Below are 25,172 nucleotides of genomic sequence, written 5' to 3'. Positions count from 1 at the left end.
GTCGGTCAAAGCCGCAGCACGTACGGACGTTCCGTGACCTTGAAGTGTCCGACGTTACGGCATTCGGTCCGGCCCGCCCGCAGCCGCGGCGACAGCGGCTGGTGCACGTGCCCGAACAGCGACCAGCGCGGCTGCTGCTCGTCGATCAGCGCTCGCAGCGCGGTGGACCCCAGCTCCTGGCGGCGGGCGACGACGTCGTAGGTGAGCTCGGGAAACGCCGGCGGGACGTGGGTGCACAGCACCTGGACGTCGTCGAGCTTGTCGACCGCGGCGTCGAACTCGTCGCGCTCGCGCAGGTACGGCCGCCACACCGGGTTCGTGCGGCGCACGGTGGCACCCGGGGGCAGCACGACGCCGCCGACGAAACCGAACCGCAACCCGCCCAGCTCGATCACCTCACCGTCGACGATGGTCAGCCCGTCGCCGGCGAACTCCGGCCACAGGTGCGGCGAGTCGACGTTGCCCGGGGTGGCGTAGGTGGGGGCGGTCATCGCGGCGAACAGCTCGGCGTACTGGGCGCGGATGGCCTCCTCGACCGCGCCGCCCGGGTCGTCGAGGCTGTTCCACAGGGAACGGGAGAAGGCGACCGTCTCGTCGCGGGTGCCCTCACGGCGCAGGCGGGCGAACGTGCCCACCTTCTCCGGGCCGAACAGCGTGCCGAGGATGCCCCTGTCGTGCTCGTGGTAGTCGACGAAGTCGAGGAGATCACCCAGCACGACGAGCGCGTCGGCACCCTCACCCGCCCTGGCGAGCGCCTCCGCGTTGCCGTGCACATCGGAGACGACATGTACGCGCATGAACACAGATTAGTGAACTGACTTGCAAGTCGGTGCGGGTAGCGGAACCTGAGGCGGTGCCAGTGGACGGCCGCACCTCAGGACTTCGGCGGCACTCCAGGCTCGCGTCCGTCCTCCAGGATCTCCTTCAGCTCCAGCGCGATGCCCTTCGCCGCCCGGGCGCGGCGGTCGCCTTCGCGACGAAGATCACGTGGGCGCAGCGGGCCCTGGGGGGTCGCGCGCAGGAAGTAGTGCAGCAGGGTGCCGTCGAGCACGGGCTCCAGCCACACCTCCATGGTGCCCACGAGCGCGCCCTTGACCGTCCACCGCAGGCCCTCGTCGCCGCGGTCGGTGTACACCTCGAGCTGCAGATCCGGCCAGTAGCGGCGCCACGCGGCCGGCGCGGCGAAGGCCGCCTTCACCGTGGCCGGCGGCACCGCGAGGAAGGTCTCGTCGACCACGTCGATCGCGGGCGGGGCGCCGTTCAGCGTGCTCACGGGGTCCAGAATGTCATGGTCCCACCGCCTTGGTCGTAAGGTGGTACTGACGCTAAGTTGACTGGCGAGTAACACCGAAGGACGCGGAGGTCCCCCGTGCGCGAGTACAGCGCCCCGGCGGCGAAGCCGGTAGCCGATGACGAGAACCTCAGCGACATCCTGTGGGCGAACGCGGAGCGGTTCCCGGAGTCGATCAGCTTCCGGCGCCAGGTCGACGGGTCCTGGTTGGACGTCACCGCCCGCGAGTTCGCCGCGCAGGTGCTCGCCGTCGCGAAGGGGCTGATCGAGGCGGGGGTCGAGCACGGCGACCGCATCGGGCTGATGTCCAAGACGCGGTACGAGTGGCAGCTGCTCGACTTCGCGATCTGGGCCGCGGGCGCGGTCACCGTGCCCATCTACGACACGTCGTCACCCGAGCAGGTGCACTGGATCCTGTCCGACTCGGGCGCCAAGGGCGTCTTCGTCGAGACCGACGAGCACCTCGGGAACGTCGACCAGGTGCGCGACCGGCTCGGGGACCTGCAGTACGTGTGGCAGATCGAGAACAGCCACACCGGCGGCGCGGTCGCCGAGCTGACCGCGCTGGGCTCGAAGGTCGCCGACGACACCGTGCACGAGCGGCGCCGGGGGGTGAAGGCCGACGAGCTGGCCACCATCGTCTACACCTCGGGCACCACGGGCCGTCCCAAGGGCGTCGAGCTGTCCCACCGCAACCTGCTCGCCGAGATCCGCGCCGACATCGCCGCGTTCCCGCAGCTGATGGAGGCGGGCAACTCGCTGCTGTGCTTCCTGCCGCTGGCGCACGTGCTGGCGCGGGCCATCGCCGTGACCGCGATCACCGCGCGCGTCACCCTCGGCCACACGCCGGACGTGAAGAACCTGGTGGCGGACCTGGGCACGTTCCGGCCGACGTTCGTGGTCGCCGTGCCGCGCGTGTTCGAGAAGGTCTACAACTCGGCGAAGCAGAAGGCGCACAGCGAGGGCAAGGGCAAGATCTTCGACCAGGCCGAGGCCGTCGCGGTCGCGTACAGCGAGGCTCAGGACTCCGGCGGCGCGGGCCTCGGGCTCAAGGCGAAGCACCTCGTGTTCGACAAGCTGGTCTTCACGAAGCTGCGGGCCGCGCTGGGCGGGCGCTGCATCGCGGCGGTGTCCGGTGGCGCCCCGCTGGGGGCGCGGCTGGCGCACTTCTTCCGCGGGATCGGCGTGCCGGTGTTCGAGGGCTACGGCCTGACGGAGACGTCGGCGGCGGCGAACGTGAACACGCAGACGGCGTTCCGGGTGGGCACCGTCGGCAGGCCGGTGGCGGGCACGTCGGTGCGCATCGCGGACGACGGTGAGGTCCTGCTCAAGGGGGACGTCGTGTTCCGGGCGTACTTCAACAACGAGCAGGCCACGAAGGAGTCGCTGGAGGACGGCTGGTTCCACACCGGCGACCTCGGCGAGCTCGACGACGACGGTTTCCTCAAGATCACCGGCCGCAAGAAGGAGATCATCGTCACGGCGGGCGGCAAGAACGTGGCGCCGTCCGGGCTGGAGGACACGCTGCGCGCGAACCCGCTGATCAGCCAGGCGATGGTGGTCGGCGACCGGCGGCCGTTCATCGGGGTGCTGGTGACGATCGACGAGGAGTTCTTCCCGGCGTGGAAGGCGCAGCACGGCAAGCCGGAGTCCGCGACGGTGGCCGACCTGGCCGACGACGCGGACCTGAAGGCAGCCGTCCAGGCGGCGGTCGACGAGGCGAACAAGCAGGTCTCGCACGCGGAGGCGATCAAGAAGTTCGTGATCCTGGCGCACGACTTCAGCGAGGCGACGGGCGAGATCACGCCGAGCCTGAAGCTGAAGCGCAACGTGGTGAGCAAGAACTACTCGGACACCATCGAATCCCTCTACGCCCGTTGAGCGTGAGGGCCGTCGAGCGGGTACTGCTGGAGTTCGGCAGCCGGGGTTTCAGTGTCCTGCTCAAGATCGATCACGAGCGCCTCGCCGAGGGAACGAAGCCGTGGACCGTCCTGGTCTCCGGCCCGTCCCTCGGCGAAGGCGGCTACGTCAGGACTGACGCGCCGACGATCGAGGCCGGTTTCCGGCGCGTCTATGAACAGCTGCGGAAACACCCGGGTGACTGGGACTGGTTGCCGCCCCTCGGCGAGGACTCCTAGGGCAGCGGGAGGACGGCCGAGGCGCTGGTGTCCTTATTGGACAGGGTCACGGTGAGGGTCGTCGCGCCGGGTAGTGGGGCGGGGCGCAGGACACTGTGCTCGAACATCCAGCCGTGCAGGCCCGAGCCACCGCCGGAGCCCACAAGGTAGTGAGTTGCGGCGTCGTCCCGCGCGGTCCAGCGGTAGCCGGTGCGGAAGAGGCCCTCCCGTGGTGCGGCCTGGTAGGCGTAACGCAGCACCAGCAGCGTCGACCACCGCTCCAGGCTCGTGAACTCCAGGCGGAACGGGCCCGCCTCCAGCGTGGTTCCCGCCAGCGCCCGGACGGCCCGCAGCTCCGGGATCGGCGGCTGTTCCACCGCCTCCTGCCACTCCGGGCGCTCCCGGCCCGCAGCGCGCGTGAAGAGTGCCGGTTCCGACGTCGCCGAGCCTGACACCCGGCGAGTCCGCAGCATGCCCAGGCTCCGCATCGTCGCTTCGAGGTCGGCGAGGATCCGCTCCCCGTCGGCGTGTGACAGCGCGCCCGCCGCCTCCAGGCCGCGCGCGATGCCCCGCACCTCGTGCAGGTCGAACCCGCCGCGCGGCGCCAGGCGGTCCGCGATCAGGCGTTCCAGGTAGCCCTTGCCGTCCACGCCCCCATCGTGGCGGCTACAGGGCGGTCATGCTCGCGATTTTCCATGTGCCGTCGACCCGGCGGGCCGTCACCGCGAGCGCCGCCGAGGCCGAGGACTGCTGGTTCGACGTGGTCACCAGCGTCTGCTGGTCGAGGAACACCAGCACGTGCGCCGTGTCGCCGCGCAGGTCCTGCACGCCCGCCGCGCTGATCGTCGTGGTGCGCACCAGCTTCTGGTCGAGCGCCTGCTGCTTGGCCGCCGCGTAGCCCGACTGGTACTGCCCCACCGCCTCGTCCACCAGCACGCTCGCCGCGGCCCGTTCGGTGCGGGCCAGGTTCGCGTAGTCGTAGGAGAAGAGCGCCTTCACGTCGTTCCCGACCTGATCGGTGACCTCGGCCGTCGCCGTCGTGTCGGCCACCGCGCGGTTGCCGCCGTGGATCGCCCGCACCTGGAGGATCGACCACACCGCCGCGCCGATGGCCAGCACGACCACCGCAGTCAGCACCGCGAGCACCGTCGCCCGCCGGTCCGCCTTCACGACGCCACCTCGGCACCCGCAGCGCACCACGCCAGCGCCACCCCGCCCGCGGCAGGCACCCTCGACCGGGCCGCCAGCACGCCCCGCGCCACCACCGCCCGGCCCGACGCCACCTCGCCCACCACAGTCCGCGCCGACGCGCGTCCCACCGCCGCTCTGCCTGCCGTCATCACGCCGCCGCCTGCACGGAGTCGACCTTCCAGCCCGCGTCGGTGCGGGTCAGCGTCGCGTTCAGCCTCGCCCGCGACTGCGCCGACGGGGCGCCGTTCGTGCTCAGCTGCACGTCCAGCACCGCGAGCACCCTGGCCGTGCCCTTGCCGGAGTCCAGGTCGGCCACCGCCGCCTGGTCGATCCGCGCGCTCGCCACCGTCTTGCTCGCCGTGGCGCGGCCGATCTGCTCCTCCCGGTCACCCGACAGCGTCCGGCCCAGCTGTCCCGTCGTCACGTCCAGCCACCGGTCCACCGCCGGACCCGGATCGTGGTAATCGATCGTGTTCAACGCCGACAACGCATCGGACGCCGCGGTCAGCACGGCGTCACGGTCGTCCGCGCGGCGGGCCGCGTCGTCGTGGGCCGCACGCCACCACGACCAGCCGAACCACGCCGCGACCAGCACCGACACGGCGGCCAGCACGCTCGCCACCACCATCGCAGGAGACCTCACCCTGGCAATCCCAGCAGCTGCCCGATTCCCGTCGCACCCGGCCCCGACAACAGGCCCAGCAGACCGGGCAGCTGCGCCTGCTGCTGAGCCACCGCGGGCGACGAAGAAGACGTCTTCGCCGGCGTCACCGGCACGCCCGCGTACGGCGCGTTCTGCGCGCCCCGCACGCCGGTGGGGCTGCCGGGCGGCTCCGCGCAGTACGCCTGCGTGTTCGCGGGCGCCTCGGAGGTGTCGTTCGCCGGGCGCTCCTTCGTCGTCTCGTAGCCCTTGGTGCACGAGTGCGGGTCGAAGAAGTTCAGCACCAGCCCCAGGTGCCCCTCGCCGTTCGACCACACCGACCGCGTGAACGCCGAGATCACCGGCAGCGCGACCAGCTGCTCCTCGATGGCGTCCGTGCGCACCGACGTCACCTGCATCGTGGTCAGCAGGTTCGCGACGAGCACGCCGAGGTCGCTGCCGGACACGGACAGGATCTGGTCCACGTCGTCCGCGAGCTGCGGCGCCTCGTCGACCACCTTCCGCAGGTCCGGGTCGGACGTCTTGAGCTGCCCCGCGATCTGGCGCAACCCAGCGGCGAGTGAGGTGATGTTCTGCGCCTGCCGCTCCTGCGTCGCCAGCACCGTGCGGCCGTCGCTGAGCAGCTTCTGGGTCTGCGGCAGGTTCTCCGCCGCCGAGTCCGTGAACGACCCCGCGGTGTCGAGCAGCTGCTGCAGGTCCGGGCCGCGGCCGGCGAACGCGTCGTACGTCTCGTCCACCACCGTCCGCAGCGACGCCGGGTCCACACTGGACACGAACTGGTCGAGGTTGGCCAGCACGGTGTCCGGCGACACCGGCAACGCCGTCTTCGCCCGCTCGATCACCGACCCGTCGTGCAGGTACGGCCCCTCCTCGGAGCTGGGCCGCAGGTCCACGTACTGCTCGCCGACCGCGGAGCGGTCCGCGACGACGGCCTGCGAGGCCGCCGGGATCTCGGTGCCCGAGTCGATGTCGAGGTCCACGGCCACGCCCTGCTCGTCCAGCCGCATCGCGGCCACCCGGCCCACCGACACCCCGCGGTAGGTCACCTCGGCGTTGACGAAGATGCCGCCGGAGTCGGCCAGCTGCGCCGTGACGACGTACCCGCGCGAGCCGAACAACCGGTCCAGCCCCGCGTACTTGCCGCCGACGTAACCGACGGAGACCACCGCGATGAGCCCGAACGCGAGCAGCTTGACCCGGTGCCGCCTGGTGATCATCGGTTTCCTCCCAGCAGCGAGCCGAGCAGGTTCCCGAGCAGACCACCGTCCTGTGTGGACGGAGTCGTCGGCGCGGGCTGCTCCTGCGGCAACGGCAGCGGCGGCGCGGACGACGACGTGCCCTGCCCGATCCCGATCGTGCCCGCGGGCGTGTCGATCTGGACGCGCCCGGCATTCTCGATGTTCTGCAGGATCCCGCTCAGGTCGAGGTCGACACGGGCCTTCACGTTCGCGTAGTCGCCCTTCACCACGTCACCGGCGACGTCCGGCAGCGGGTACGTGGGCAGGATCTTCAACGCGGTGGGCAGGTTCTGGCCCGCCTCGGCGAGCTTGGTGAGCGTGGGAGTAAGCGCTTTCAGGTTGTCGATCAGCTGGTCCTTGCTCTGGTCGATCGTGTTCACCGCGACGCCGGACAGCGTGTCGAGCGACTGCAGCATCCCGACGAGCTGGTCGCGCTGCTGCGTCAGGACCTGCAGCCCGGGCGCGAGGTTGTCCAGCGCGTTGCTCAGGTTCGCCGTCTGCCCGGTGAGCGTGCTGGACAGGCGGTTGAGCCCGTCGATCGCGCGGATGATCTCGCTCTTCTGCCCGTCCAGCTCGGTCGCGAGCTGGTCCACCCGCGACAGCAGCGCCCGGATCTCGGCCTCGTTCCCGGTGAGCGTCTTGTTCAGCTCGCGCGTGATGTCGGCCAGCTGGTTCACCCCGCCGCCGTTGAGCAGCAGCGACAGCGCGCCGAGGACCTCCTCGACCTCGGGGTTGCGGTTCGTGTGGTCGAGCGGGATGACCGCGTTGTCGGTCAGCGTGCCCTCGGCGCCGGACGCGGGCTCACGCAGCTCGACGAACTTCTCCCCCAGCAGGCTCGACTGGCGCAGGTCGGCGTAGGAGTTCGCGGGCAGCTTCACGTCGCCGTTGACCCGCATGTCGACGATCGCCGACCGCGTGTCCGGCGCCAGCTCGATCTTGTCCACGCGGCCCACGGCGACGTCGTTGACCTTCACGCTCGCCTGCGGCACGAGGTCGAGCACGTCGGCGAACCGCGCGCTGACGTGGTAAGGGTGGTCGCCGAGATCGGCGCCGCCGGGCAGCGGCAGGTCGTACAGCCCCGAAAAGCCGCCGGTGCCGCAGCCGCCGAGCAGCAGCACCACGACCAGGACCCCGAGCAGGCGCTTCACGAGCCACTCTCCGGGATCTCGACGAGCGGCAGCAACGGCAGCGGCGGCAGCTTGCCGCTGCCGATGTCGGCGAGCAGCTGCGGGATCGAGGGGATCTTCGCGACCCCGTCGACCACCGGCTGGAGCACGGTGCACAGGTTGCCGACCACGTCCGGCAGGCCGACCGGGGTGGACGCCTTGAGGATCCGGCACAACGTCGTCACGAGCGGGTTGGTGAGCTCGTTGGCGTTGTAGCGGATCGCGACGCTGCCGGACGCGGCGTCGTAGGAGTTGATGAAGTTCGTCATGCCCGTCGGCGCCACGTCGAGCACCTCGGCGAGCGCGGCACGCTGGTCCACGAGCACCTGCGTCACGCTCGCCAGCTTGTCCACATTGGACTCCAGCAGGTCGCGGTTCTCCGAGACGAAGGTCTGCACGTCGCCGAGCGAGCCGGCGAGCGACGACAGCGCCCGCCCCACGTCGTCGGAGTCGCCGGCCAGGAAACCTGCCACGTCGGCCATCCGGGCGTAGAACTGGTTGAGCTGGTTGTCGCTGTCGGACAGCGCCGTGGTGAACGACTGCAGGTTCCGGATCGTCGCGAACAGGTCGCCCTTGGAGTCGTCGAGCGTGCGGGACAGGTTCGCCAGCTCGTTCACGGTGTCGCCCAGGTTCTTGCCGCTGCCGTCGAGGTTCTTCGCAGCGGTGTCGAGCAGGTCCGACAGCGCGCCGTTGGCGTTGGCGCCGTTGGGACCGAGGCTCTGCGACAGCTCGTCGAGGCTGCCGTAGAGGTCGTCGATCTCCATCGGCGTCGCGGTGCGCTCCTTCGGGATCACCGTGCCCGACGCCAGCACCGGACCGCTGTCATAGGCCGGGGTGAGCTGCACGTACCGGTCGCTGACCAGCGAGGGCGCGACGACGACGGCGCCCGCGTTTGCGGGGATCTGCACCCCGGGATCGACTCGCATGTCCACGCGCACCACGTCACCCTGCGGCGTCACACTGGTGATCTGCCCGACCTGCACGCCCAGCACGCGCACCGAGGACCCGGCGTAGAGACCCACGGTCTTGTCGAACAACGCGGACACCCTGGTGCCGCCCGAGTTGCGGAACACCAGCCACAGCCCGGCGGTCAGCACCAGCGCGACCACGCACGCCGCGGCCACCCAGCGGTACGCGCTGCGCTTCGGCTCGCTGTCGATGGTCATGTCAGTTGCCCATTCCCTGGTCGGGCGCGGAGATCGGCGGGGTGCAGCCCTCCGGGTTGACCGACAGCCCGCCCGCCTTGATCACCGGCGGCAGCAGGCCGCAGATGTAACCCTCGAACCAGCGGCCGTTGCCGGTGGCGTTGGTGCCGACGCGCGTGAACGGCGCGAGCAGCGCGAGGCTGCGGCCGAGGTTGTCCTGGTTGCGCTGCAGGATCGTGGTGACGTCGTTGAGCTTGTCCAGTGTCGGCCGCAGCTGCGCGCGGTTGTCCGCGACGAGCCCGCTCAGCTGCGCGGAGAGGTCCTGCGTGCCCTTGAGCAGGCGGCTGATCGCGTCCCGGCGCTGCTGCAGCTCGGTCAGCAGCAGGTTGCCGTCGTCGATGACGCGCTGCAGCTGGGTGTTGCGGTCGGACAGCGTTTTCGAGACCTGACTGGTGTTGCTGAGCAGGTTCGCCAGCTCCTGGTCGCGTGAGGACACCGTCTTCGACAGCGCGGACAGGCCGTTGAGCGTGTCCTTGAGCGGCTGCGGCGTGTCCTGCAACGCGGCCGACACCGTCTCGAAGCTCTGCGCGAGCTGTTGCGTATTGATGTCGCCGACGGTCTGCGACAGCTGCTGGAAGGCGTCCTGCAGCTGGAACGGCGTGGTGGTGCGGCTGACCGGGATCGGGGTGTCCGGGTCGAGCGCGCCGCCGCCCTTCGGTTGCAGGGCGAGGTACTTGTCGCCCAGCAGCGTCTTGATCTCGATGGACGCGGTGGTGGCGGCGCCGAGGCGGGTGTCGCTGACCTTGAACTTCACCAGCACCTGCTTGCCCGCCAGCGTCACGGAGCTGACCTGGCCCACCTTGACCCCGGCCACCTGCACCTCGTTGTCCGGCACGAGACCACCGGACTCGGCGAAGTACGCCTGGTACGTGGTGCCCGTCCCCAGCAACGGGAGCTCGTCGGAGAAGTACGACACGAGGGTGCCGAGGACGACCAGCACCAGCGTCACGGCACCGACCGCGGCCTGGTTGCGCTCGCGCAGGCGTTTCACGACGGCTTGCACCTCTCCGGCATCTCGGTGCCCGGGATGGGCAGCAACGGCAGGGTGATGTTCAAGGCGGAGATGCCGATGGTGCCGGACAGGTCGCAGAGGTAGTAGTTGTACCAGCTGCCGTAGCTCAGGGTCCGGGTGAACTTCTCCAGGTTGCCGGGCATCTTCTGCAGCAGCTCGTCGAGCAGCTGCCCGGAGTCGGACAAGGTGCCCGAAAGCACTCCCAGCTGCGCGATGTCCTCTTTGACCGATGGGCGCGCGTCCCGCACGAGGCCCGCGGTGGTGTTCGTGAGGTCGCCCAGCGCGGACAGCGCGTCGCCGATCGGCTGGCGCTGCTGGGCGAGCCCCGTGACCAGCTGCTGCGTCTGGTCGATCAGGTTCCCCAGCTGCGGGCCGCGCTGGTTGACGGTCGCCAGCACGGTGTTGAGGTTGTCGATGACCTGCCCGATCACCTTGTCCTTGTCGGCGATGGCCGAGGTGATCGACGCGGTGTGGGTCAGCAGGCTGTCGATCGTGCCGCCCTCGCCCTGGAAGACCTGGATGATCTCGTAGGACAGCTGGTTGACCTGCTGCGGGTCGAGCGCCTGGAAGAGCGGCTTGAACCCGTTGAACAACACGGTGAGGTTGAGCGCGGGCTGCGTGCGCTCGGGCGGGATGGTGCCGCCCTCGGGCAGCTGACCGGCACCGTCCACAGTGGTCCCGAGCGCGAGGTAGCGCTGGCCGACGAGGTTGCGGTACTTGACGGTGGCGGTGACGGCGGCGGGCAGGTGGTAGGCCGAGGAGATCGAGAAGTGCACGTCCGCCAGCGTGCGGTCGCCGTCCTCGGCGACGGAAATCCCGTCCACCTGCCCGACCTTGACGCCCACGATGCGCACGTCGTCGCCCTCGTGCAGGCCGGAGGCGTCGGTGAAGCGTGCGGTGTAGCCGGCGGTGACGCCGAAGTTCGTGTTGGCGATGGTCGCGCCGAGGATGCCGGTGAGCAGCACGGTGACCACGGCGAAGAGCACGATCTTGATCAGCGGCGCGGCGATGTTCCTCATTGGACGTCCACCTCCGTGCCCCGGTACAGCGGGCCGACGAGCAGGCTCGTCCAGCCCGGCACCTGGTCGGGGGTGGTGTCCAGGGCAGGCGCGGTGAGCACGCCGATGAGGTCCTGCTCGGCCGGGGAGTTCGCGACGGACCCGGTGGTGCCCGAGCCGCCGGTGATGATCCCGTTGCTGGGCAACGGCGTGTTCTCCCCCGGCGGCACGGGCGGGTGCGTCGAGCCGTCCTGGACGGGGCCGCCCGGCGGGTACTGCGGCCAGCGCCCGGGCGGCAGCACCTGCGGGTAGCAGCGGGGGCCGCGCTTGTCGGTGTACTTCGGCTCGTCCTGGCCGGGCACGTACTTGGTGCGGTCGGCGACGAAGCGGATCGTCACGTGGTTCATCTGGTCGGTGCCGTAGCCGAACGCCTCGTACGCGCGCGGCACGGACTCGGCGAACTGCTGGAGCAGGCAGGGGTACTCGGGCGCGTACTTCGCCAGGACGTCCAATGTGGACTGTGAGGTGGCGGTGAGCCGGATGATGTTGTTCTCGTTGACCCGCAGGAAGCTCGTCAGGTCGTTCGAGACGTTGGTGACCGACTCGTACACCTGCGTCAGCTGTTGTTGTTTCTCCACCACGGTCTTGCTGGTGGTGGTGAGGTCGGACAGCGCCTGCAGGAAGTCCGGAGCGGCCTTGTCGTACACGTCCGTCACGTTCGCAAAGCTCGTGATGTCGGCCTTGATGTCGGGCAGCGACGGGTTGAGCCCGCCGAGGTAGTCCGACAGCTTGCCCAGCGTCTGCCCCAGCTGCTCGCCGCGGCCCTGCAACGCCGTCGACACCGCGCTCAGCGTCGCGGACAGTTTCTGCGGCTGGACCGACTGCAGCAGCGGCATCACGTCGTCGAGCACCTTCTCCAGCTCGACGGCCGAGCTGCTGCGGTCCTGCGGGATCACGTCCCCCGCCGCCAGCGACCGCGACGACGGCCGGTCGGGCAGCTGCAGTGCCACGTAACGTTCACCGAACAGTGTCTTCGGCAGCAGCCGCGCGGACACGTTCTCCGGGATCTGGCCGATCTTGCCCGGGTCCAGCGCGAGGTCGATCGCGGCGTGGTCGCCGAGCGCGTTGACCACCCGGACCTCGCCGACGACCACGCCGCGGACCTTCACGTCCGAGCCCGCGACGAGCTGGTTGCCGACGTGGTCGGTCTCCAGGCGCACCATGTCCACCGGGGTGAACGCCTTCTTGTAGATCGCGACGGTGGTGACGAAGAACAACGCGCACACGACGAGGAAGACCAGCCCGAGCAGCTGGTGCCACAACCTGCGCCGCAGGACCGCCCTGTTCATCCCGAGATCCTGACCGTCGTCGTCGCACCCCAGATCGCGAGGCTGAGGAAGAAGTCGAGCAGCGAGATCAGCACGATCGACGTGCGCACCGCCCGGCCCACCGCGACTCCCACGCCCGCCGGGCCGCCGTCGGCGGTGTAGCCGTAGTAGCAGTGGGACAGGATCACGATCGCACTGAAGAACACCACCTTCAGGAACGACCAGAGCACGTCCTCGGGCGGCAGGAACAGCGTGAAGTAGTGGTCGTAGGTGCCCGGGGACTGGCCGTAGAGCCACACCGTGATCTGCCGCGACGCCAGGTAGGACGACAGCAGCCCAACCGCGTACAGCGGGATCACGGCGGCGATCCCGGCGAGCACGCGCGTGGTGACGAGGTACGGCATGCTCGGCACGGCCATCACTTCGAGCGCGTCGATCTCCTCCGAGATCCGCATCGCGCCCAGCTGCGCGGTGAACCCGCAGCCGACCGTCGCCGACAACGCGAGCCCGGCGGCCAGCGGCGCGACCTCGCGGGTGTTGAAGTAGGCCGAGATGAACCCGGTGAGCGCGGCGGTGCCGAGCTGGTTCAGCGCCGCGTAACCCTGCATGCCGACGATGAGACCGGTGAACATCGTCATGCCGATCATCACGCCGAGCGTGCCGCCGATCACGGCGAGCCCGCCGGTGCCGAAGCACACCTCGGTCAGCAGCCGCAGCGTTTCGCCGGAGTACCGCTTGAGCGTGCGCGGCGCCCACGCCAGCGCGCGGAAGTAGAACGACAGCTGCTCGCCGAAGCCCTCGAAGATCGCGCCGGGGCGCGCGATCAGTTCGAGCGTCCGGTCCGGGCGCTCGTCGGTCTCCACGGCCGTCGTCATCACAGCGCCTTCGGCGGCACGAGCCGCAGGTAGATGGCCGTCAGCACGACGTTGATCAGGAACAGCAGCAGGAACGTGATGACCACCGCCTGGTTCACCGCGTCACCGACGCCCTTCGGCCCGCCCGCCGGGTTCAGCCCGCGGAAGGCCGCGACCACCCCGGCGACGAACCCGTACAGCAGCGCCTTGACCTCGCTGACGTAGAGGTCTGGCAGCTGGGCGAGGGCGTTGAAGCTCGCCAGGTACGCGCCGGGCGTGCCGCCCTGCATGACGACGTTGAAGAAGTAGCCGCCGAGCACGCCGACCACGCTGACCAGCCCGTTGAGCAGGAGCGACACGACGATCGCGGCGAGCACCCTCGGCACCACGAGGCGCTGGATCGGGTTGACCCCGAGCACCTCCATCGCGTCGATCTCTTCCCGGATCTTCCGCGCGCCGATATCAGCACAGACCGCGCTGCCGCCCGCGCCCGCCACGAGCAGGGCGGTGATGAGCGGCGCGGCCTGCTGCACGATCGCGAGCGCGCTCGCGGCGCCGGTGAACGACTGCGCGCCGATCTGCTGCGTGAGCGAACCGAGCTGCAGCGCGATCACGGCGCCGAACGGGATCGCGACGAGCGCGGTGGGCAGGATCGTGACGCTCGCGAAGAACCAGCACTGCTGGATCCACTCTCGGAACTGGAACGGCCGGCGCGGGATCGCGCACAGCACCTCCCAGGCGAGCGTCGCCAGGCGCCCCACCTGAGCCAGCGCGGCGGCACCCGGAACCGCGGCCGTACCACTGCGCGAACCCATCACACCTCCGCCGACCCCTCAGCTTCGTCGCTCGTGAGTCTTGCTCACGATGGGTGTCCGCTTTCCGTTAGCGGTGTTCACATGATCGGATCGGCGGCCTCCCAGTGGTCCCCGTCACGGCCTCAGTGCGTGCGTGGCGGTCGCGCCGCCGTCCACGACGAACTCCGCACCCGTGCTGTACGAGCTCTCGTCGCTGGCGAGGAAGACCACCAGCTGCGCGACCTCCTCCGGCTGCCCGATCCGCCCCAGTGCCACCTTCTTGTTCACCCAGGAAGTGTCGATCTTCGCGCCCATCGCGGCGTCGGAGACCATCTGCGTGTCGATCATGCCGGGGTGCACGGAATTGACCCGGATGCCCTTCGGTCCCAGTTCCAGCGCCGCCCCCTTCGTCATTCCGCGAATCGCGAACTTGCTCGCGGTGTAGGCGATCAGGAACGGCATTCCGGCCAGTCCTTCCACTGAGGACACGTTGACGATCGAACCGCCACCCGCGCGGGTCATGGGTTCAACGACCGAGCGCATGCCGAGAAACGCACCGATCTGGTTCACCCTGATCACGCGTTCGTAATCGGCAAGACTGGTCTTCGCGAGTTCCGAGAAGTGCAGGATTCCCGCGTTGTTGACGAGCACGGTGAGCGAGCCGAACTCCTGTTCCGTCCGCTCGACCGCCGCGGCCCAGTCGTCCTCGCTGGACACGTCGAGGTGCTGGTACTCCGCGCCCAGCTCGTCCGCGAGCGCCTTGCCCTCGTCGTCGAGCACGTCGGCGACCACCACGCGGGCGCCTTCTTCGGTGAACCGCCGGGCGGCCGCGGCACCCTGGCCGCGCGCCGCACCGGTGACCAATGCCACCTTCCCGTCGAGCCTGCCCATCTACATCAGCTCATCGGTCAGCGGCATGAACACCGACTTCAGCTCGGTGTAGGCCTCGATGGCGGAGAGCCCGCCCTCGCGGCCGAGCCCGGACTGCTTGAACCCGCCGAACGGCAGGTGCGGCTCGATCTGGAAGCCGTTGACGCCGATCGTGCCCGCCTTGAGCTTCCGTGAGACGCGGAACGCGCGCTGGGCGTCGGCGCTGAACACGCTCGCGCCGAGGCCGTACTCGGTGTCGTTGGCCAGGCGCACCGCTTCGTCCTCGTCGGAGAACGGGACGACCGCGAGCACCGGGCCGAAGATCTCCTCCTGCGCGATGGTGGCGTCGTTGGCGACGTCGGCGAAGATCGTCGGCGCGACGAAGTTGCCCGCCGCGAGGTCGCCGCCGAGCCGTTCGCCGCCGGTGACCAGCCGCGCCTCCCGCTTGCCCTGCTCGATGTAGCCGAGCACGCGGTCGAGCTGCCGTTCGTTGATCAGCGGGCAGGACAGCACGCCCGGGTCGAACGGGTCGCCGTAGGTGATCGCGGCGGCCATGCCCTGTGCGGCGGCGATGAACTCGTCGTAGACCTCGCGGTGCACCAGCGCGCGGGTGTTGGCGACGCACGCCTGCCCGGACAGGCCCATCGTGACCGCGCCGATCGTGGTGGCGGCCGCGAGCCCGACGTTCGGCGCGTCGGCGAACACCAGCGCCGGGCTCTTTCCGCCCAGCTCCAGGGAAACGCGCTTGAGCGTGCCGGCAGACGCCTCGACGATGTGCTTGCCCACACCGCGGCTGCCGGTGAAGCTGATCTTGTCGACGTCCCGGTGCGTGATCAGCGCCTCGCCGACCGGATCGCCCGGGCCGGTGACGACGTTGAGCGTGCCCGGCGGCAGCCCCGCCTCGGTCAGCAGCTCGACCATCCGCAGCACGGTGAACGTGCAGTACTCCGACGGCTTGAGCACGATCGTGCAGCCGGCGCCGAGCGCGGGCGCGACCTTCTGCGCGAACAGCAGGAACGGCGCGTTCCACGGCAGGATCGCCGCCACCACACCGATCGGCTCGCGGAACGTCATCGCCAGGTGGTCGCCGCCCTGGTACGGCGGCAGAGTCTGCCCGCCGAGCTTGTCGACCCACCCGGCGTGGTGGTCGAACACGTCCGCGGCGGCCTCGACGGAGGTGGCGTAGATGTTGCCGCTGAACGACAACGGCACCGAGTTGTCCAGCGCCTGCAACGACCGCAGCTCCTCGGCGTGCTCACGCAACAGGTCGGCGTAGCGGTGCAGCAGCTTGATCCGGACGCCCGCGCGGGAGTTCGACCAGGCACCGGAGTCGAAGGCGCGGCGCGCGGACTCGACGGCCGCGTCCACGTCGGCGGCCGTCGCGACGGCGAACTCGCCGATCTCCTCGCCGGTGGCCGGGTGCCGGTGGGTCCAGGTTCCGCCGCCGCTGCCCGGTCCCCACTGGCCGTCGACGAGCAGCTGCCCGGTCTTGAGCCCGACGGATTCGCGGTGCGGTTGCACGGTGAGGGTCATAGCAGCTCCTGACTGGCGAACATCCGGTCCCGGCCGGCGAACCAGCCGGGCAGCTCGGGAAGGTCGGCGAGGTCCCACGTGCGTTCCAGCGACGGCGGCCGCACGAGCGCGACCTTTCCGCCGTGCACCACGAAGACCTGGCCGTTGACGGGTTCCGCCTCGGGTGAGGCGAGATGGGCGACGAAGGGCGCCACGTGGTCGACCGACAGCGGGTCCGGCCCTTCCGGCGCGTCGCCGAAGGTCCCCGCCGTCATCGCGGTGCGTGCCCGCGGGCAGATCGCGTTGGCGCGCACGCCGTAGCGGGCGCAGCCGCGGGCCGTCGCCACGGTGAGCGCGGCGATCCCGGCCTTGGCGGCGGCGTAGTTGGGTTGTCCGGCGGAACCGAACAGGAAGGCTTCGGACGCTGTGTTGACGATCCGCGCGTAGACCTGTCGTCCTTCCACTTTGGACTGTTGCCGCCAGTGCGCGGTGGCGTTGCGGGACAGCAGGAAGTGCCCGCGCAGGTGCACGCGGAGCACGGTGTCCCACTCCTCGTCGGACATCGAGAAGATCATCCGGTCACGCAGCACCCCGGCGTTGTTGACCACCACGTGCAACCCGCCGAAGTGTTCCAGCGCGGCGGCCACGAGTGCGTCGGCGGTTTCGCGCTCGCCCACGTCTCCCTTGACCAGCAACGCTTTTCCGCCCGCGGCTTCGATCTCGTCGACCACGTCGGTGTCGGCCACGTCGTTGACGACGACGGCCGCGCCGTCCCGGGCCAGCGCGAGCGCTTCCGCGCGCCCCAGCCCGGCCCCGGCGCCGGTGACAATGGCGACCCGGTTCACCCGAGAGTCACCACCTGGCGGATCACGTCGGTGCTGCCGTCGCGCAGCGTGGCGAGGCCGTCGTTGAGCTCGTCGAACGGCAGGCGCCGGGAGATCATGCCGTCGAGGTCCAGCAGGCCAGCGCGCCAGAACCGCAGCATCTGCCCGGTGTCGTGGTGCACGTGCGAGGAACCGTAGAACGAGCCGAGGATCTTCTTGTCGTGCAGGAACAGCTCCTGGGCGCTGAACTGGACCATCGCGTCCCCGCGCCCGGCGCCCACGACGACCACGGAACCGCCGCGGCGCGCGGAGTCCCACGCCGACCGGATGGTGACGGGCAGTCCGACGACGTCGAAGGCGTAATCGAACCCCTCGGCGTTCGTGACCTGCTGTTTGAGCGCCTCCAGCCCGTCGGGCGTGGTGGCGTGCGTGGCGCCGAACCGCTTCGCGATGGCGTGCTTGCCCTCCACCGGGTCGACGGCGACGATCGTCGTCGCGCCCGCGAGCCGCGCGCCCTGGATCACCGAGATGCCGACGCCACCGCAGCCGATCACGACGACCGTGGAGCCCGGACGCACCTTCGCGGTGTTCAGCACCGCGCCGACGCCGGTCAGCACGCCGCACGCGATGAGCGCGGCCGTCTCGAACGGCACGTCCGGGTCCACCTTGATGGCACCCGAGGCCGGTACGACGAGCTCCTCGGCGAACGTGCCGAGCCCCGCGTAGCCGAACACCGGCGTTTCGCCGAGCCGGAAGCGCGGCGTGGTGAACGCGGCGATCGCGTGCACCGCGCAGAGGTTGGGCTCGCCCCGGAGGCAGCTCGGGCAGGCGCCACACGGCGGCACGAACGAGACGGTGACGTGGTCGCCCGGCGCGAGGTGCTCGACCGCGGACCCCACGTCGACGATCTCCCCCGCGCCCTCGTGCCCCACGATCCCCGGCGCGAGCGCGGGCAGCGTCCCGTCCATCGCGGAGAGGTCGCTGTGGCAGATGCCCGAGGCCCGGACCTTGATCCGCACCTCGTGCGGGCCGGGATCGACGGTGGTGACGTCGTCGCGCAGCTCGAGCTTGTCATCGCCGATCGCGTTCAGTACGGCGGCTCTCACGGGCAGCCTCCTCGCTGGCGCGGCAAGCCCTCGTCGGCCCGCCTCCTCCGGCACAGACTAGAATCTGTTCTCGTCTTCGGCAAGAGGCTATCGATCCCGGATGAACAGGGCATTTCGCGGACAAGCGGCCACCGCTTGAGTAACACGTTCTACTTCTTCGGGCAGAACCTCGGACTGCTTGACGACCAGCTCGTCCTCGTCGTCCAGCTCGAACACGGCCGGCGCGAGCCCCGCGCACACCCCGTTCGCCTCACACAGGTCCCGGTCGACCTCGGCGCGCATGCTTCCTCCCGTCGGGCAGAGCTGGTAGAACTAGAACAGGTTCTAGACTAGCGCCGCGCCCGCTTCGCTACCAGAACGAGCGGGTGCCCCGGAGGTGACGCATGCGGATCGACTACACCGCGCAGCAGCGGGAACTGCGGGACGAGCTGCGCACCTACTTCGCGAAGCTGATGACCCCCGACCGCCGGGAAGCGCTTGCCGCCGACAATGGCGAATACGGAAACGGCTTGGCATACAAGGAGATCGTGCGCGAACTAGGCCGCGACGGCTGGCTCGCGATCGGGTGGCCGGAAGCCTACGGCGGGCAGGCGCGCTCCATGCTGGAACAGCTCGTCTTCACCGACGAGGCGGCCGTCGCCGGGGTGCCGGTGCCGTTCCTGACGGTCAACACCGTGGGTCCCACGATCATGCGGTTCGGCACCGAAGAACAGAAGACGTTCTACCTGCCGAAGATCGCCGCGGGCGAGCTGCACTTCTCGATCGGTTACTCCGAACCGGGCGCGGGCACGGACCTCGCGTCGCTGCGCACGCGCGCGGTCCGAGACGGCGACGAGTACGTCATCACCGGGCAGAAGATGTGGACGAGCCTCATCGAGTACGCCGACTACGTGTGGCTCGCGGCCCGCACCGATCCGGACGCCCGCAAGCACAAGGGCCTCAGCATCCTGATGGTGCCGACCACCGCGGACGGCTTCTCGTGGACGAAGGTCCGCACGGTCGCGGGTGTGGGCACCAGCGCCACGTACTACGACGGCGTCCGCGTGCCGGTGAGCGCGCGCATCGGCGAGGAGAACGCGGGCTGGCCGCTGATCACCAACCAGCTCAACCACGAACGCGTCGCGCTCACCTCGGCCGCGCCCGTGCTGTCGGCGCTGCGCGAGGTGCGGCGGTGGGCGCAGGAGACGAAACAGCCGGACGGCAGCCGCGTGATCGACGCCGAATGGGTCCGGCTGCACCTCGCCCGCGTGCACGCCCACGGCGAGTACCTCAAGCTGCGGAACTGGCGGATCGCGTCCACCCCGGACCTGGGCCCGGCGGAGGCGTCGGCGACGAAGGTGTTCGGCACCGAGCTGGCCATCGAGGCGTACCGGCTGCTGATGGAGGTCGTCGGCGCGGGCGCGGTGGTCCGCGAGGGCTCGCCGGGCGCGGTGCTGCGCGGCCGGCTCGAACGCGCGCACCGGTCCGCGTTGATCCTGACCTTCGGCGGCGGCACCAACGAGATCCAGCGCGACCTGATCGCCGCCACCGCGCTCGCCCTGCCCGTCACCCGGTGAGGAGCCGTCGTGGATTTTTCGCTCAGCGAAGCCCAGCGGGAGCTGGCCGCGCTCACCCGTCGCGTGCTCGGCGACCGCACGAAACCCGGGCAGCACGGGGAAGGCGGGTTCGACCCCGGGCTGTGGCGTGAGCTGGGCCGCGTCGGCGTCGTCGACGCGGACTTCGGCCTGCTGGAGCAGTGCGCGGTGCTGACCGAGATCGGCCGGGCCGTCGCGCCGGTGCCGTACCTGCCGTCGCGGACCACGGCCGCGGCGGCGATCTTCGCCTTCGGCACGCCCGAGCAGATCGAGCGGTGGGCGATGCCGGTGGTGCGGGGCGAGCGGGTGCTCGCGGTGGCGCTGCCGGACGTCGGCGCCGCGCCGGGGTTTTCGGTCGAGGACGGCCGGATTTCCGGCGAGCAGACGGCGGTGCCGTTCGGCGCGTTCGCGGACGGGTTCGTGGTCCCCACCGATGAGGGGGTCTTCCTCGTCGAGCACGCCGACGTGCAGCGGCAGAGCGTGATCGACGCGGCCGATGCGGCACTGGTGCGGCTCGAAGGTGTTTCCGGTGCCTCGCTGGCTGTTTCGGCCGAATGGTTGCGCTTGCGGGGCACGGTGGGGCTGTGCGCGGTGCAGCTCGGTGTGCTGGAGAGCGCGCTGGAACGCACCGCCCGGTACGCCCGGGAGCGAGAGCAGTTCGGCCATCCGCTCGCCGGGTTCCAGGCGGTGCGGCAACGGCTGGCGGACGCGTACATCGACGTCGAGGCCGTGCGGTTGTCGTTGTGGCAGGCCGCGTGGCGGCTCGCGGAGGGGTTGCCCGCGGCGGAGGAGGTCGCGACGGCCAAGTACTGGGCCGCGGAGGCCGGGCACCGCGTCGCGCACACCGCGGTCCACCTGCACGGCGGGGTCGGCATCGACGTCGAGCACCCGGTGCACCGGTACTTCGCGGTGGCCAAGCGGATCGAGTTCACCTTGGGCGGCGCGACCGCGCACCTGCGTGCGCTCGGCGACCTGCTGGCCGCGGAACCCGCATGACGGTCACCGAGCTGCTGCTCTCCCGCCGCCCCGGCCTGCGGTTCGAGGACGAGTGCTACACCGGCGACGAGCACGTGCGGGCGTGCGTGGACCACGCGGCGATGCTGCGGCGGATGCTCCGTCCGGGCGCGCCACCGCATGTCGGGCTGCTGGCGGACAACATCCCGGCGTTTTCGTTCCTGCTCGGCGGCTGCGCGTTGTCGGGTTCGGTGCTGGTGGGCCTGAACCCGACGCGCCGCGGCGAGGCGCTGGCACGGGACGTCCGGCTGGCCGACTGCCAGTTCGTGCTGACGGAACCGCGGTACGCGCCGTTGCTCGACGGGCTCGACGTGCCGGTGCACCTGCTGGAAACCCCGCCCCGTTCGGCTTTCGATCCGGTGCCGGCCGCGCCGGAGGACCTGCTGATGCTGATCTTCACCTCCGGCACCAGTGGCGATCCGAAGGCGGTGCGTTGTACGCATGAGAAGATCACCGGTCCCGGGGTGATGCTGGCTTCGCGGTTTGAACTGTCCACTGCGGACACCGTGTACGTGTCGATGCCGATGTTCCACTCCAACGCGGTGATGGCGGGCTGGGGCGTCGGTCTCGCGGCCGGGGCGACGATCGCGTTGCGCCGCCGGTTCTCGGCTTCGGGTTTCCTGCCCGATGTCCGGAAGTTCGGTGCCAGGTATGCGAACTACGTCGGCAAGCCGCTGTCGTACGTGCTGACCACGCCCGAGCGGCCGGACGATGCCGAGAATCCGTTGCGCATCGTGTACGGCAACGAAGGCGCGGAGGCGGATCTCCGCTCGTTCGAACGACGGTTCGGCTGCCGCGTGGTCGACGCTTTCGGCTCGACGGAGGGCGGTATCGGCTTCTCCCGCACGCCGGACACGCCGTCCGGTTCGCTGGGCCCGTTGCCGGAGGGCGTGCTGGTGGTCGATCCGGAAACCGGACAGCGGTGTCCGGCCGGCGTCGTCGGTGAACTGGTCAACACGGCGGGCGCGGGCGCGTTCGCAGGCTACTACCGCGACCCGGCGGCGGACGCCGAGCGGATGCGCGACGGCTGGTACCACACCGGCGACCTGGCGTACGTGGACTCCGAGGGCTACTGCTATTTCGCCGGCCGCCTGGGCGACTGGCTCAGAGTGGACGGCGAAAACCTCGGCACAGCCCCGATCGAACGCGTCCTGCGCCGCCACCCGGCCGTTGCGGAGGCGGCGGTGTACGCGGTCCCGGACCCGGTGGCGGGCGACCAGGTGATGGCCGCGTTGGTCCTGGCACGCCCCCTCGACCCGGCGGAGTTCGGGGAGTTCGTCGCGGAGCAGCCGGACCTCGGCCCGAAACAGGTGCCCCGCTACGTCCGCATCGCCGCGGAACTCCCCCGAACGGCGACGTTCAAGGTCGTCAAACGCCAGTTGTCCGCCGAGGGCCCTCATTGTGCGGACCCGGTGTGGATCCGCGCCGGGTGTTCGTATCAACCCGTCTCAGCGGTCGACCAAGCGAGTTGACCGGCCGCAACCGCCGCGGCCCGGCGCGGCCGGGCAGGCGACGGCCCGACCCGGCGGTGCACCCCGCCACGAACCGGCACCAGCCGATCCCGGCGCCGACCGAGTTGAACTGCCACCGTCCCCAGCCCTCAATCCAGCGAGTTGATCGGCCTCAGCCGGCGTGGCCCGGTGTCCGGGCGGGCGGGCGGCGGGCCGAGCACGATCCGCGCGTTGGCCACGAACGCGCCCTCCGGGGACGCCATCACCGGGTCGAGGCTCAGCGACCGCACCTCCGGGTTGTCCTCCGCCAGCGCCGCCACCCGCAACACCACGTCCTGCAACGCCGCCAGGTCCGCGGGTTCGTCGCCGCGGTAGCCGGTCAGCAGCGGCGCGCTCTTCGGCTCGCGGATGAGCGTCGCGGCGTCGACATCCGTCAGTGGCACCGCCCGGTACGCCCGGTCACCCAGCAGCGTGCTCACCAATCCCGACAACCCGAACGACACCAGCGAGCCGAACGACGGGTCGTCCTGCAAGCCGATGAAGCACGAGATGCCCTTGGGCGCCATCCGCTGCACGTACATGTCGTCCTCGTGCGACACCTCGCGCAGATCGCGGTAACCACGCCGGACCGAGTCCTCCGAGCCCAGGTCCAGCCGCACCCCCGCGAGATCCGGGCGCCCGCGCAACCGCTCGTCGACCGCCTTCACCGCCACGGGATACCCCAGTTCCTCGGCGGCCGCGACGGCGTCGTCGGGGGTCGAGACGACCCGGAACGGCACGACGTCGACGCCGTAGCAGCCCAGCAGTCGCACGACGTCGGAGTCCTCCAGCACCACGTTCCGGTCCTGCTCGTCGAGGATTTCACGCACGATGTCCTGCGCCGCTTCGGCGTGGATCCCGGCCGGCCGCACCAGGTGTCCCTGCGGCCGCTGCCGCCACGCCGCGTACCGCACGACCCGCGCCAGCGCGACGACCGCACGCTCGGGGCTGGAGAACGACGGGATCGAACCCTTGCCCGGCGCACCGTCCTCATCGGACACCGCGAGCTCGGCGGGCACGCCCTCGACGGCGAGGAAGGTCGACACGATCGGCTTGTTGAGGTTCAGCTCCTGCACGGCGTCGCGCAGCGCCCGCGCGTACTCCGCGCCCGGCGTGGCGACGGGCGGCACGAACACCGCCACGAGCGCGTCGGTCTCCGGCGAGTTCAGCGCTTCGCGCACGGCCGCGGCGAACTCCTCCGGGCCCGCCTGCGGCCCGATGTCCACCGGCTCGAACGCCAGCCGCAACCCCTGCGCGCGGGCGGTGTCGGCGGCGAGCAGGCCGATCGCGCTGGAATTGCCGACGATGCCGACCCGCGGTCCCGCGGGCAGCGGCTGGTGCGCGAACACGAGCGCGGTGTCGAACAGCTGCGCCAGTGTCTCCACCCGCACGACCCCGGCCTGCTCGAACAGCGCCTGCACGCTGGACTCGTCGACCTCGGCGGAGTTCGCGGCCAGCTGCGGGCGCACGGCGTGGCGCCCGGACTTGACCGCGACGATCGGCTTGCTGCGCCCGAGCCGCCGGGCGAGCCGCGCGAACTTGCGCGGGTTGCCGAAGGACTCCAGGTACAGCAGCACGAGGTCGGTGGCGGGGTCGGTTTCCCAGTACTGCAGCAGGTCATTGCCGGAGACGTCGGCGCGGTTGCCCGCGGAGACGAACGTCGACAGCCCGAGCCCGCGCGACTCCGCGTCGGCGAGGATCGCGGTGCCCAGCGCACCGGACTGGCAGAAGAACCCGGCGCGGCCGCGGGCGGGCAGGCGCGGGGCGAGGGTGGCGTTGAGGCGCACCGAGGGGTCGGTGTTGAGCACGCCGAGCGCGTTGGGCCCGACGACGCGCATGCCGTGGGCGCGGGCCTCGCCGACGAGCCGCAGCTCGGCGTGCAGGCCGTGCGGCCCGGCCTCGGCGAATCCGGCGGTGACGATCAGGAGTGTCTTGACGCCCTTGGCGAGCGCCCCGTCGAGGACGGACTCGACCTGGTCGGCGGGCACGGCGACGACGGCGAGGTCGACGGGGTCGGGGATCTCCAGCACCGATTTGTACGCGCGCACGCCCCGCACCGAGCGGTGTTCCGGGTTGACCGGGTAGACGGTGCCCGCGAAGTCGGCGGTGAGCAGGTTGGAGAAGACGACGTAGCCGACCTTGGTGGAGTCGGTGCTGGCCCCGATGACGGCGACGGAACGCGGGTGCAGGAGGTTGTGCACGCTGCGCGCCTCGGCGGCCTGTTCGCGCGCGCGGGCGACGGCGAGGGACTCCTCGGTGGGGTCGATGTCGAACTCGAGGTGCAGCACGCCTTCCTCGATGGCGCGGCTGACCTGGTACCCGGCGTCGCGGAAGACGCGCACCATGGCGGAGTTCTCGGCGAGCACCTCGGCGACGAAGCGCCGCAACCCGGACTCCGACGCGGCGGCGGCGAGGTGTTCCAGCAGGATGGACCCGAGCCCGCGCCCCTGGTGCCCGTCGTCGACGACGAAGGCCACCTCCGCGGACGGTTTGTGACCGAGCCGCTCGTACCGCCCGACGGCGACGATGTCGTCCCCCAGCAGTGCGACGAACGCCACCCGGTCGTGGTGGTCGACGACGGTGAAGCGTTCGAGGTCCCGCTGCGGGATGCGGGGGTACGCGCCGAAGTAGCGGAGGTAGCGGGTGCGCTCGGAGAGCCGGCCGTGGAACTTGACGAGCGCCTCGGCGTCACTCGGCACGATTGGTCGCAAGTGGACAGTGCCCCCGTCGGAGAGCACCACATCCGCCTCCCACTGCCGCGGGTAGTCGTACGCATCGCGGGGCCCGTGCTTGACCCCGCTGTCGCCGCTGTCAGCACTGCCGCCGCGATCACCACTCACCCCGCGGCCACTTACCCCACTGTCGCCACTGACCCCGCGGTCACCACTCACCGCACCGCCGCCGCGATCACCGCTGATCCCACTGCC

Annotated in this window: 25 protein-coding genes; 5 read left to right on the top strand and 20 right to left on the bottom strand. The window is 70.6% G+C overall.

Going from position 1 to position 25,172, the window contains the following annotated elements; translation table 11 throughout:
* Nucleotides 1-5: 5 nt before the first annotated feature.
* The gene (locus tag FHX82_RS22880; RefSeq protein ID WP_145936601.1) at nt 6-797 is read right to left on the bottom strand and encodes a metallophosphoesterase family protein; all 792 of its coding nucleotides are present in this window, start codon (nt 795-797) and stop codon (nt 6-8) included.
* Nucleotides 798-874: 77 nt separating this feature from the next.
* Nucleotides 875-1,264: a polyketide cyclase / dehydrase and lipid transport gene (locus FHX82_RS22875; RefSeq protein ID WP_145936632.1), complete on the bottom strand. Its 390-nt coding sequence runs from the start codon at nt 1,262-1,264 to the stop codon at nt 875-877.
* 105 nt (nt 1,265-1,369) lie between these two features.
* On the opposite strand from FHX82_RS22875, the gene FHX82_RS22870 reads away from it, so the two are divergent.
* A complete protein-coding gene (locus tag FHX82_RS22870) occupies nt 1,370-3,172 on the top strand; it encodes an AMP-dependent synthetase/ligase (RefSeq protein WP_145936602.1) in 1,803 nt (600 codons plus the stop codon).
* 2 nt (nt 3,173-3,174) lie between these two features.
* Nucleotides 3,175-3,429: a hypothetical protein gene (locus tag FHX82_RS22865; RefSeq protein ID WP_145936603.1), complete on the top strand. Its 255-nt coding sequence runs from the start codon at nt 3,175-3,177 to the stop codon at nt 3,427-3,429.
* Here the strand turns inward: FHX82_RS22865 and FHX82_RS22860 are convergent.
* From FHX82_RS22860 to FHX82_RS22780, 17 genes are all read right to left on the bottom strand, one after another.
* Nucleotides 3,426-4,058: a hypothetical protein gene (locus tag FHX82_RS22860; RefSeq protein ID WP_145936604.1), complete on the bottom strand. Its 633-nt coding sequence runs from the start codon at nt 4,056-4,058 to the stop codon at nt 3,426-3,428. The two genes, FHX82_RS22865 and FHX82_RS22860, sit on opposite strands and share 4 nt — an antisense overlap.
* A gap of 16 nt (nt 4,059-4,074) precedes the next feature.
* Entirely contained in the window at nt 4,075-4,578 is a 504-nt protein-coding gene (locus tag FHX82_RS22855) for a hypothetical protein (protein WP_229881421.1), read from the bottom strand.
* Nucleotides 4,575-4,748: a hypothetical protein gene (locus FHX82_RS22850; RefSeq protein ID WP_183176774.1), complete on the bottom strand. Its 174-nt coding sequence runs from the start codon at nt 4,746-4,748 to the stop codon at nt 4,575-4,577. The genes FHX82_RS22855 and FHX82_RS22850 overlap by 4 nt, the downstream gene beginning before the upstream one ends.
* The gene (locus FHX82_RS22845; protein ID WP_308431620.1) at nt 4,748-5,242 is read right to left on the bottom strand and encodes an Rv1363c family protein; all 495 of its coding nucleotides are present in this window, start codon (nt 5,240-5,242) and stop codon (nt 4,748-4,750) included. The genes FHX82_RS22850 and FHX82_RS22845 overlap by 1 nt, the downstream gene beginning before the upstream one ends.
* A complete protein-coding gene (locus FHX82_RS22840; RefSeq protein WP_145936605.1) occupies nt 5,239-6,477 on the bottom strand; it encodes an MlaD family protein in 1,239 nt (412 codons plus the stop codon). Before FHX82_RS22840 ends, FHX82_RS22845 begins: the two co-directional genes overlap by 4 nt.
* Nucleotides 6,474-7,646: an MCE family protein gene (locus FHX82_RS22835; RefSeq protein ID WP_145936606.1), complete on the bottom strand. Its 1,173-nt coding sequence runs from the start codon at nt 7,644-7,646 to the stop codon at nt 6,474-6,476. Before FHX82_RS22835 ends, FHX82_RS22840 begins: the two co-directional genes overlap by 4 nt.
* Complete coding sequence (locus FHX82_RS22830; protein ID WP_145936607.1) at nt 7,643-8,830, bottom strand: MCE family protein; 1,188 nt, start codon at nt 8,828-8,830, stop codon at nt 7,643-7,645. Before FHX82_RS22830 ends, FHX82_RS22835 begins: the two co-directional genes overlap by 4 nt.
* Nucleotide 8,831: 1 nt before the next feature.
* Complete coding sequence (locus FHX82_RS22825; protein ID WP_145936608.1) at nt 8,832-9,860, bottom strand: MCE family protein; 1,029 nt, start codon at nt 9,858-9,860, stop codon at nt 8,832-8,834.
* Entirely contained in the window at nt 9,857-10,900 is a 1,044-nt protein-coding gene (locus FHX82_RS22820; protein WP_145936609.1) for an MCE family protein, read from the bottom strand. The genes FHX82_RS22825 and FHX82_RS22820 overlap by 4 nt, the downstream gene beginning before the upstream one ends.
* Nucleotides 10,897-12,228 carry an MCE family protein gene (locus FHX82_RS22815; protein WP_145936610.1) on the bottom strand — a complete coding sequence of 444 codons (1,332 nt, stop codon included), beginning with the start codon at nt 12,226-12,228 and terminating at the stop codon, nt 10,897-10,899. The genes FHX82_RS22820 and FHX82_RS22815 overlap by 4 nt, the downstream gene beginning before the upstream one ends.
* Nucleotides 12,225-13,082, bottom strand: coding sequence for an MlaE family ABC transporter permease (locus FHX82_RS22810; protein ID WP_145936611.1), 858 nt, complete (start codon nt 13,080-13,082; stop codon nt 12,225-12,227). The genes FHX82_RS22815 and FHX82_RS22810 overlap by 4 nt, the downstream gene beginning before the upstream one ends.
* The gene (locus FHX82_RS22805) at nt 13,082-13,876 is read right to left on the bottom strand and encodes an MlaE family ABC transporter permease (protein ID WP_145936612.1); all 795 of its coding nucleotides are present in this window, start codon (nt 13,874-13,876) and stop codon (nt 13,082-13,084) included. The genes FHX82_RS22810 and FHX82_RS22805 overlap by 1 nt, the downstream gene beginning before the upstream one ends.
* 114 nt (nt 13,877-13,990) lie before the next feature.
* Nucleotides 13,991-14,746, bottom strand: a complete 756-nt coding sequence (locus tag FHX82_RS22800) for a glucose 1-dehydrogenase (protein WP_145936613.1) — start codon at nt 14,744-14,746, stop codon at nt 13,991-13,993.
* Nucleotides 14,747-16,258, bottom strand: coding sequence for an aldehyde dehydrogenase family protein (locus FHX82_RS22795; protein WP_145936614.1), 1,512 nt, complete (start codon nt 16,256-16,258; stop codon nt 14,747-14,749).
* Nucleotides 16,255-17,082: an SDR family NAD(P)-dependent oxidoreductase gene (locus FHX82_RS22790; RefSeq protein ID WP_145936615.1), complete on the bottom strand. Its 828-nt coding sequence runs from the start codon at nt 17,080-17,082 to the stop codon at nt 16,255-16,257. Before FHX82_RS22790 ends, FHX82_RS22795 begins: the two co-directional genes overlap by 4 nt.
* Nucleotides 17,079-18,167, bottom strand: coding sequence for a zinc-binding dehydrogenase (locus FHX82_RS22785; protein ID WP_145936616.1), 1,089 nt, complete (start codon nt 18,165-18,167; stop codon nt 17,079-17,081). The genes FHX82_RS22790 and FHX82_RS22785 overlap by 4 nt, the downstream gene beginning before the upstream one ends.
* Nucleotides 18,168-18,254: 87 nt before the next feature.
* The gene (locus FHX82_RS22780; protein ID WP_145936617.1) at nt 18,255-18,449 is read right to left on the bottom strand and encodes a ferredoxin; all 195 of its coding nucleotides are present in this window, start codon (nt 18,447-18,449) and stop codon (nt 18,255-18,257) included.
* 101 nt (nt 18,450-18,550) lie between these two features.
* Between FHX82_RS22780 and FHX82_RS22775 the strand changes: the two genes are divergently transcribed.
* Genes FHX82_RS22775 through FHX82_RS22765 form a run of 3 tightly spaced genes read left to right on the top strand, consistent with a single transcriptional unit; the run spans nt 18,551 to nt 22,227 of the window.
* Nucleotides 18,551-19,723, top strand: coding sequence for an acyl-CoA dehydrogenase family protein (locus FHX82_RS22775; RefSeq protein WP_145936618.1), 1,173 nt, complete (start codon nt 18,551-18,553; stop codon nt 19,721-19,723).
* 9 nt (nt 19,724-19,732) lie between these two features.
* Nucleotides 19,733-20,737, top strand: coding sequence for an acyl-CoA dehydrogenase family protein (locus tag FHX82_RS22770; RefSeq protein WP_145936619.1), 1,005 nt, complete (start codon nt 19,733-19,735; stop codon nt 20,735-20,737).
* Nucleotides 20,734-22,227 carry a long-chain-fatty-acid--CoA ligase gene (locus FHX82_RS22765; protein WP_145936620.1) on the top strand — a complete coding sequence of 498 codons (1,494 nt, stop codon included), beginning with the start codon at nt 20,734-20,736 and terminating at the stop codon, nt 22,225-22,227. The genes FHX82_RS22770 and FHX82_RS22765 overlap by 4 nt, the downstream gene beginning before the upstream one ends.
* 128 nt (nt 22,228-22,355) lie before the next feature.
* On the opposite strand, the gene FHX82_RS22760 is transcribed toward FHX82_RS22765, so the two are convergent.
* Complete coding sequence (locus FHX82_RS22760; protein WP_145936621.1) at nt 22,356-25,085, bottom strand: bifunctional acetate--CoA ligase family protein/GNAT family N-acetyltransferase; 2,730 nt, start codon at nt 25,083-25,085, stop codon at nt 22,356-22,358.
* Nucleotides 25,086-25,172 lie beyond the last annotated feature (87 nt).

It is taken from the genome of Amycolatopsis bartoniae (assembly GCF_014191255.1).
GTDB classification, from domain to species: Bacteria; Actinomycetota; Actinomycetes; order Mycobacteriales; family Pseudonocardiaceae; genus Amycolatopsis_E; species Amycolatopsis_E bartoniae.
Note: the sequence above shows the minus strand (reverse complement) of the source record. Positions and strands in the feature narration are given on the sequence as shown.

Excerpts from the sequence above, each read along its gene's own strand:
- FHX82_RS22880 (WP_145936601.1), bottom strand. The coding sequence starts at position 797 with ATGCGCGTACATGTCGTCTCCGATGTGCACGGCAACGCGGAGGCGCTC.
- FHX82_RS22850 (WP_183176774.1), bottom strand. The coding sequence starts at position 4,748 with ATGACGGCAGGCAGAGCGGCGGTGGGACGCGCGTCGGCGCGGACTGTG.
- FHX82_RS22840 (WP_145936605.1), bottom strand. The coding sequence starts at position 6,477 with ATGATCACCAGGCGGCACCGGGTCAAGCTGCTCGCGTTCGGGCTCATC.
- FHX82_RS22830 (WP_145936607.1), bottom strand. The coding sequence starts at position 8,830 with ATGACCATCGACAGCGAGCCGAAGCGCAGCGCGTACCGCTGGGTGGCC.
- FHX82_RS22820 (WP_145936609.1), bottom strand. The coding sequence starts at position 10,900 with ATGAGGAACATCGCCGCGCCGCTGATCAAGATCGTGCTCTTCGCCGTG.
- FHX82_RS22815 (WP_145936610.1), bottom strand. The coding sequence starts at position 12,228 with ATGAACAGGGCGGTCCTGCGGCGCAGGTTGTGGCACCAGCTGCTCGGG.
- FHX82_RS22810 (WP_145936611.1), bottom strand. The coding sequence starts at position 13,082 with ATGACGACGGCCGTGGAGACCGACGAGCGCCCGGACCGGACGCTCGAA.
- FHX82_RS22805 (WP_145936612.1), bottom strand. The coding sequence starts at position 13,876 with ATGGGTTCGCGCAGTGGTACGGCCGCGGTTCCGGGTGCCGCCGCGCTG.
- FHX82_RS22800 (WP_145936613.1), bottom strand. The coding sequence starts at position 14,746 with ATGGGCAGGCTCGACGGGAAGGTGGCATTGGTCACCGGTGCGGCGCGC.
- FHX82_RS22795 (WP_145936614.1), bottom strand. The coding sequence starts at position 16,258 with ATGACCCTCACCGTGCAACCGCACCGCGAATCCGTCGGGCTCAAGACC.
- FHX82_RS22780 (WP_145936617.1), bottom strand. The coding sequence starts at position 18,449 with ATGCGCGCCGAGGTCGACCGGGACCTGTGTGAGGCGAACGGGGTGTGC.
- FHX82_RS22775 (WP_145936618.1), top strand. The coding sequence starts at position 18,551 with ATGCGGATCGACTACACCGCGCAGCAGCGGGAACTGCGGGACGAGCTG.
- FHX82_RS22765 (WP_145936620.1), top strand. The coding sequence starts at position 20,734 with ATGACGGTCACCGAGCTGCTGCTCTCCCGCCGCCCCGGCCTGCGGTTC.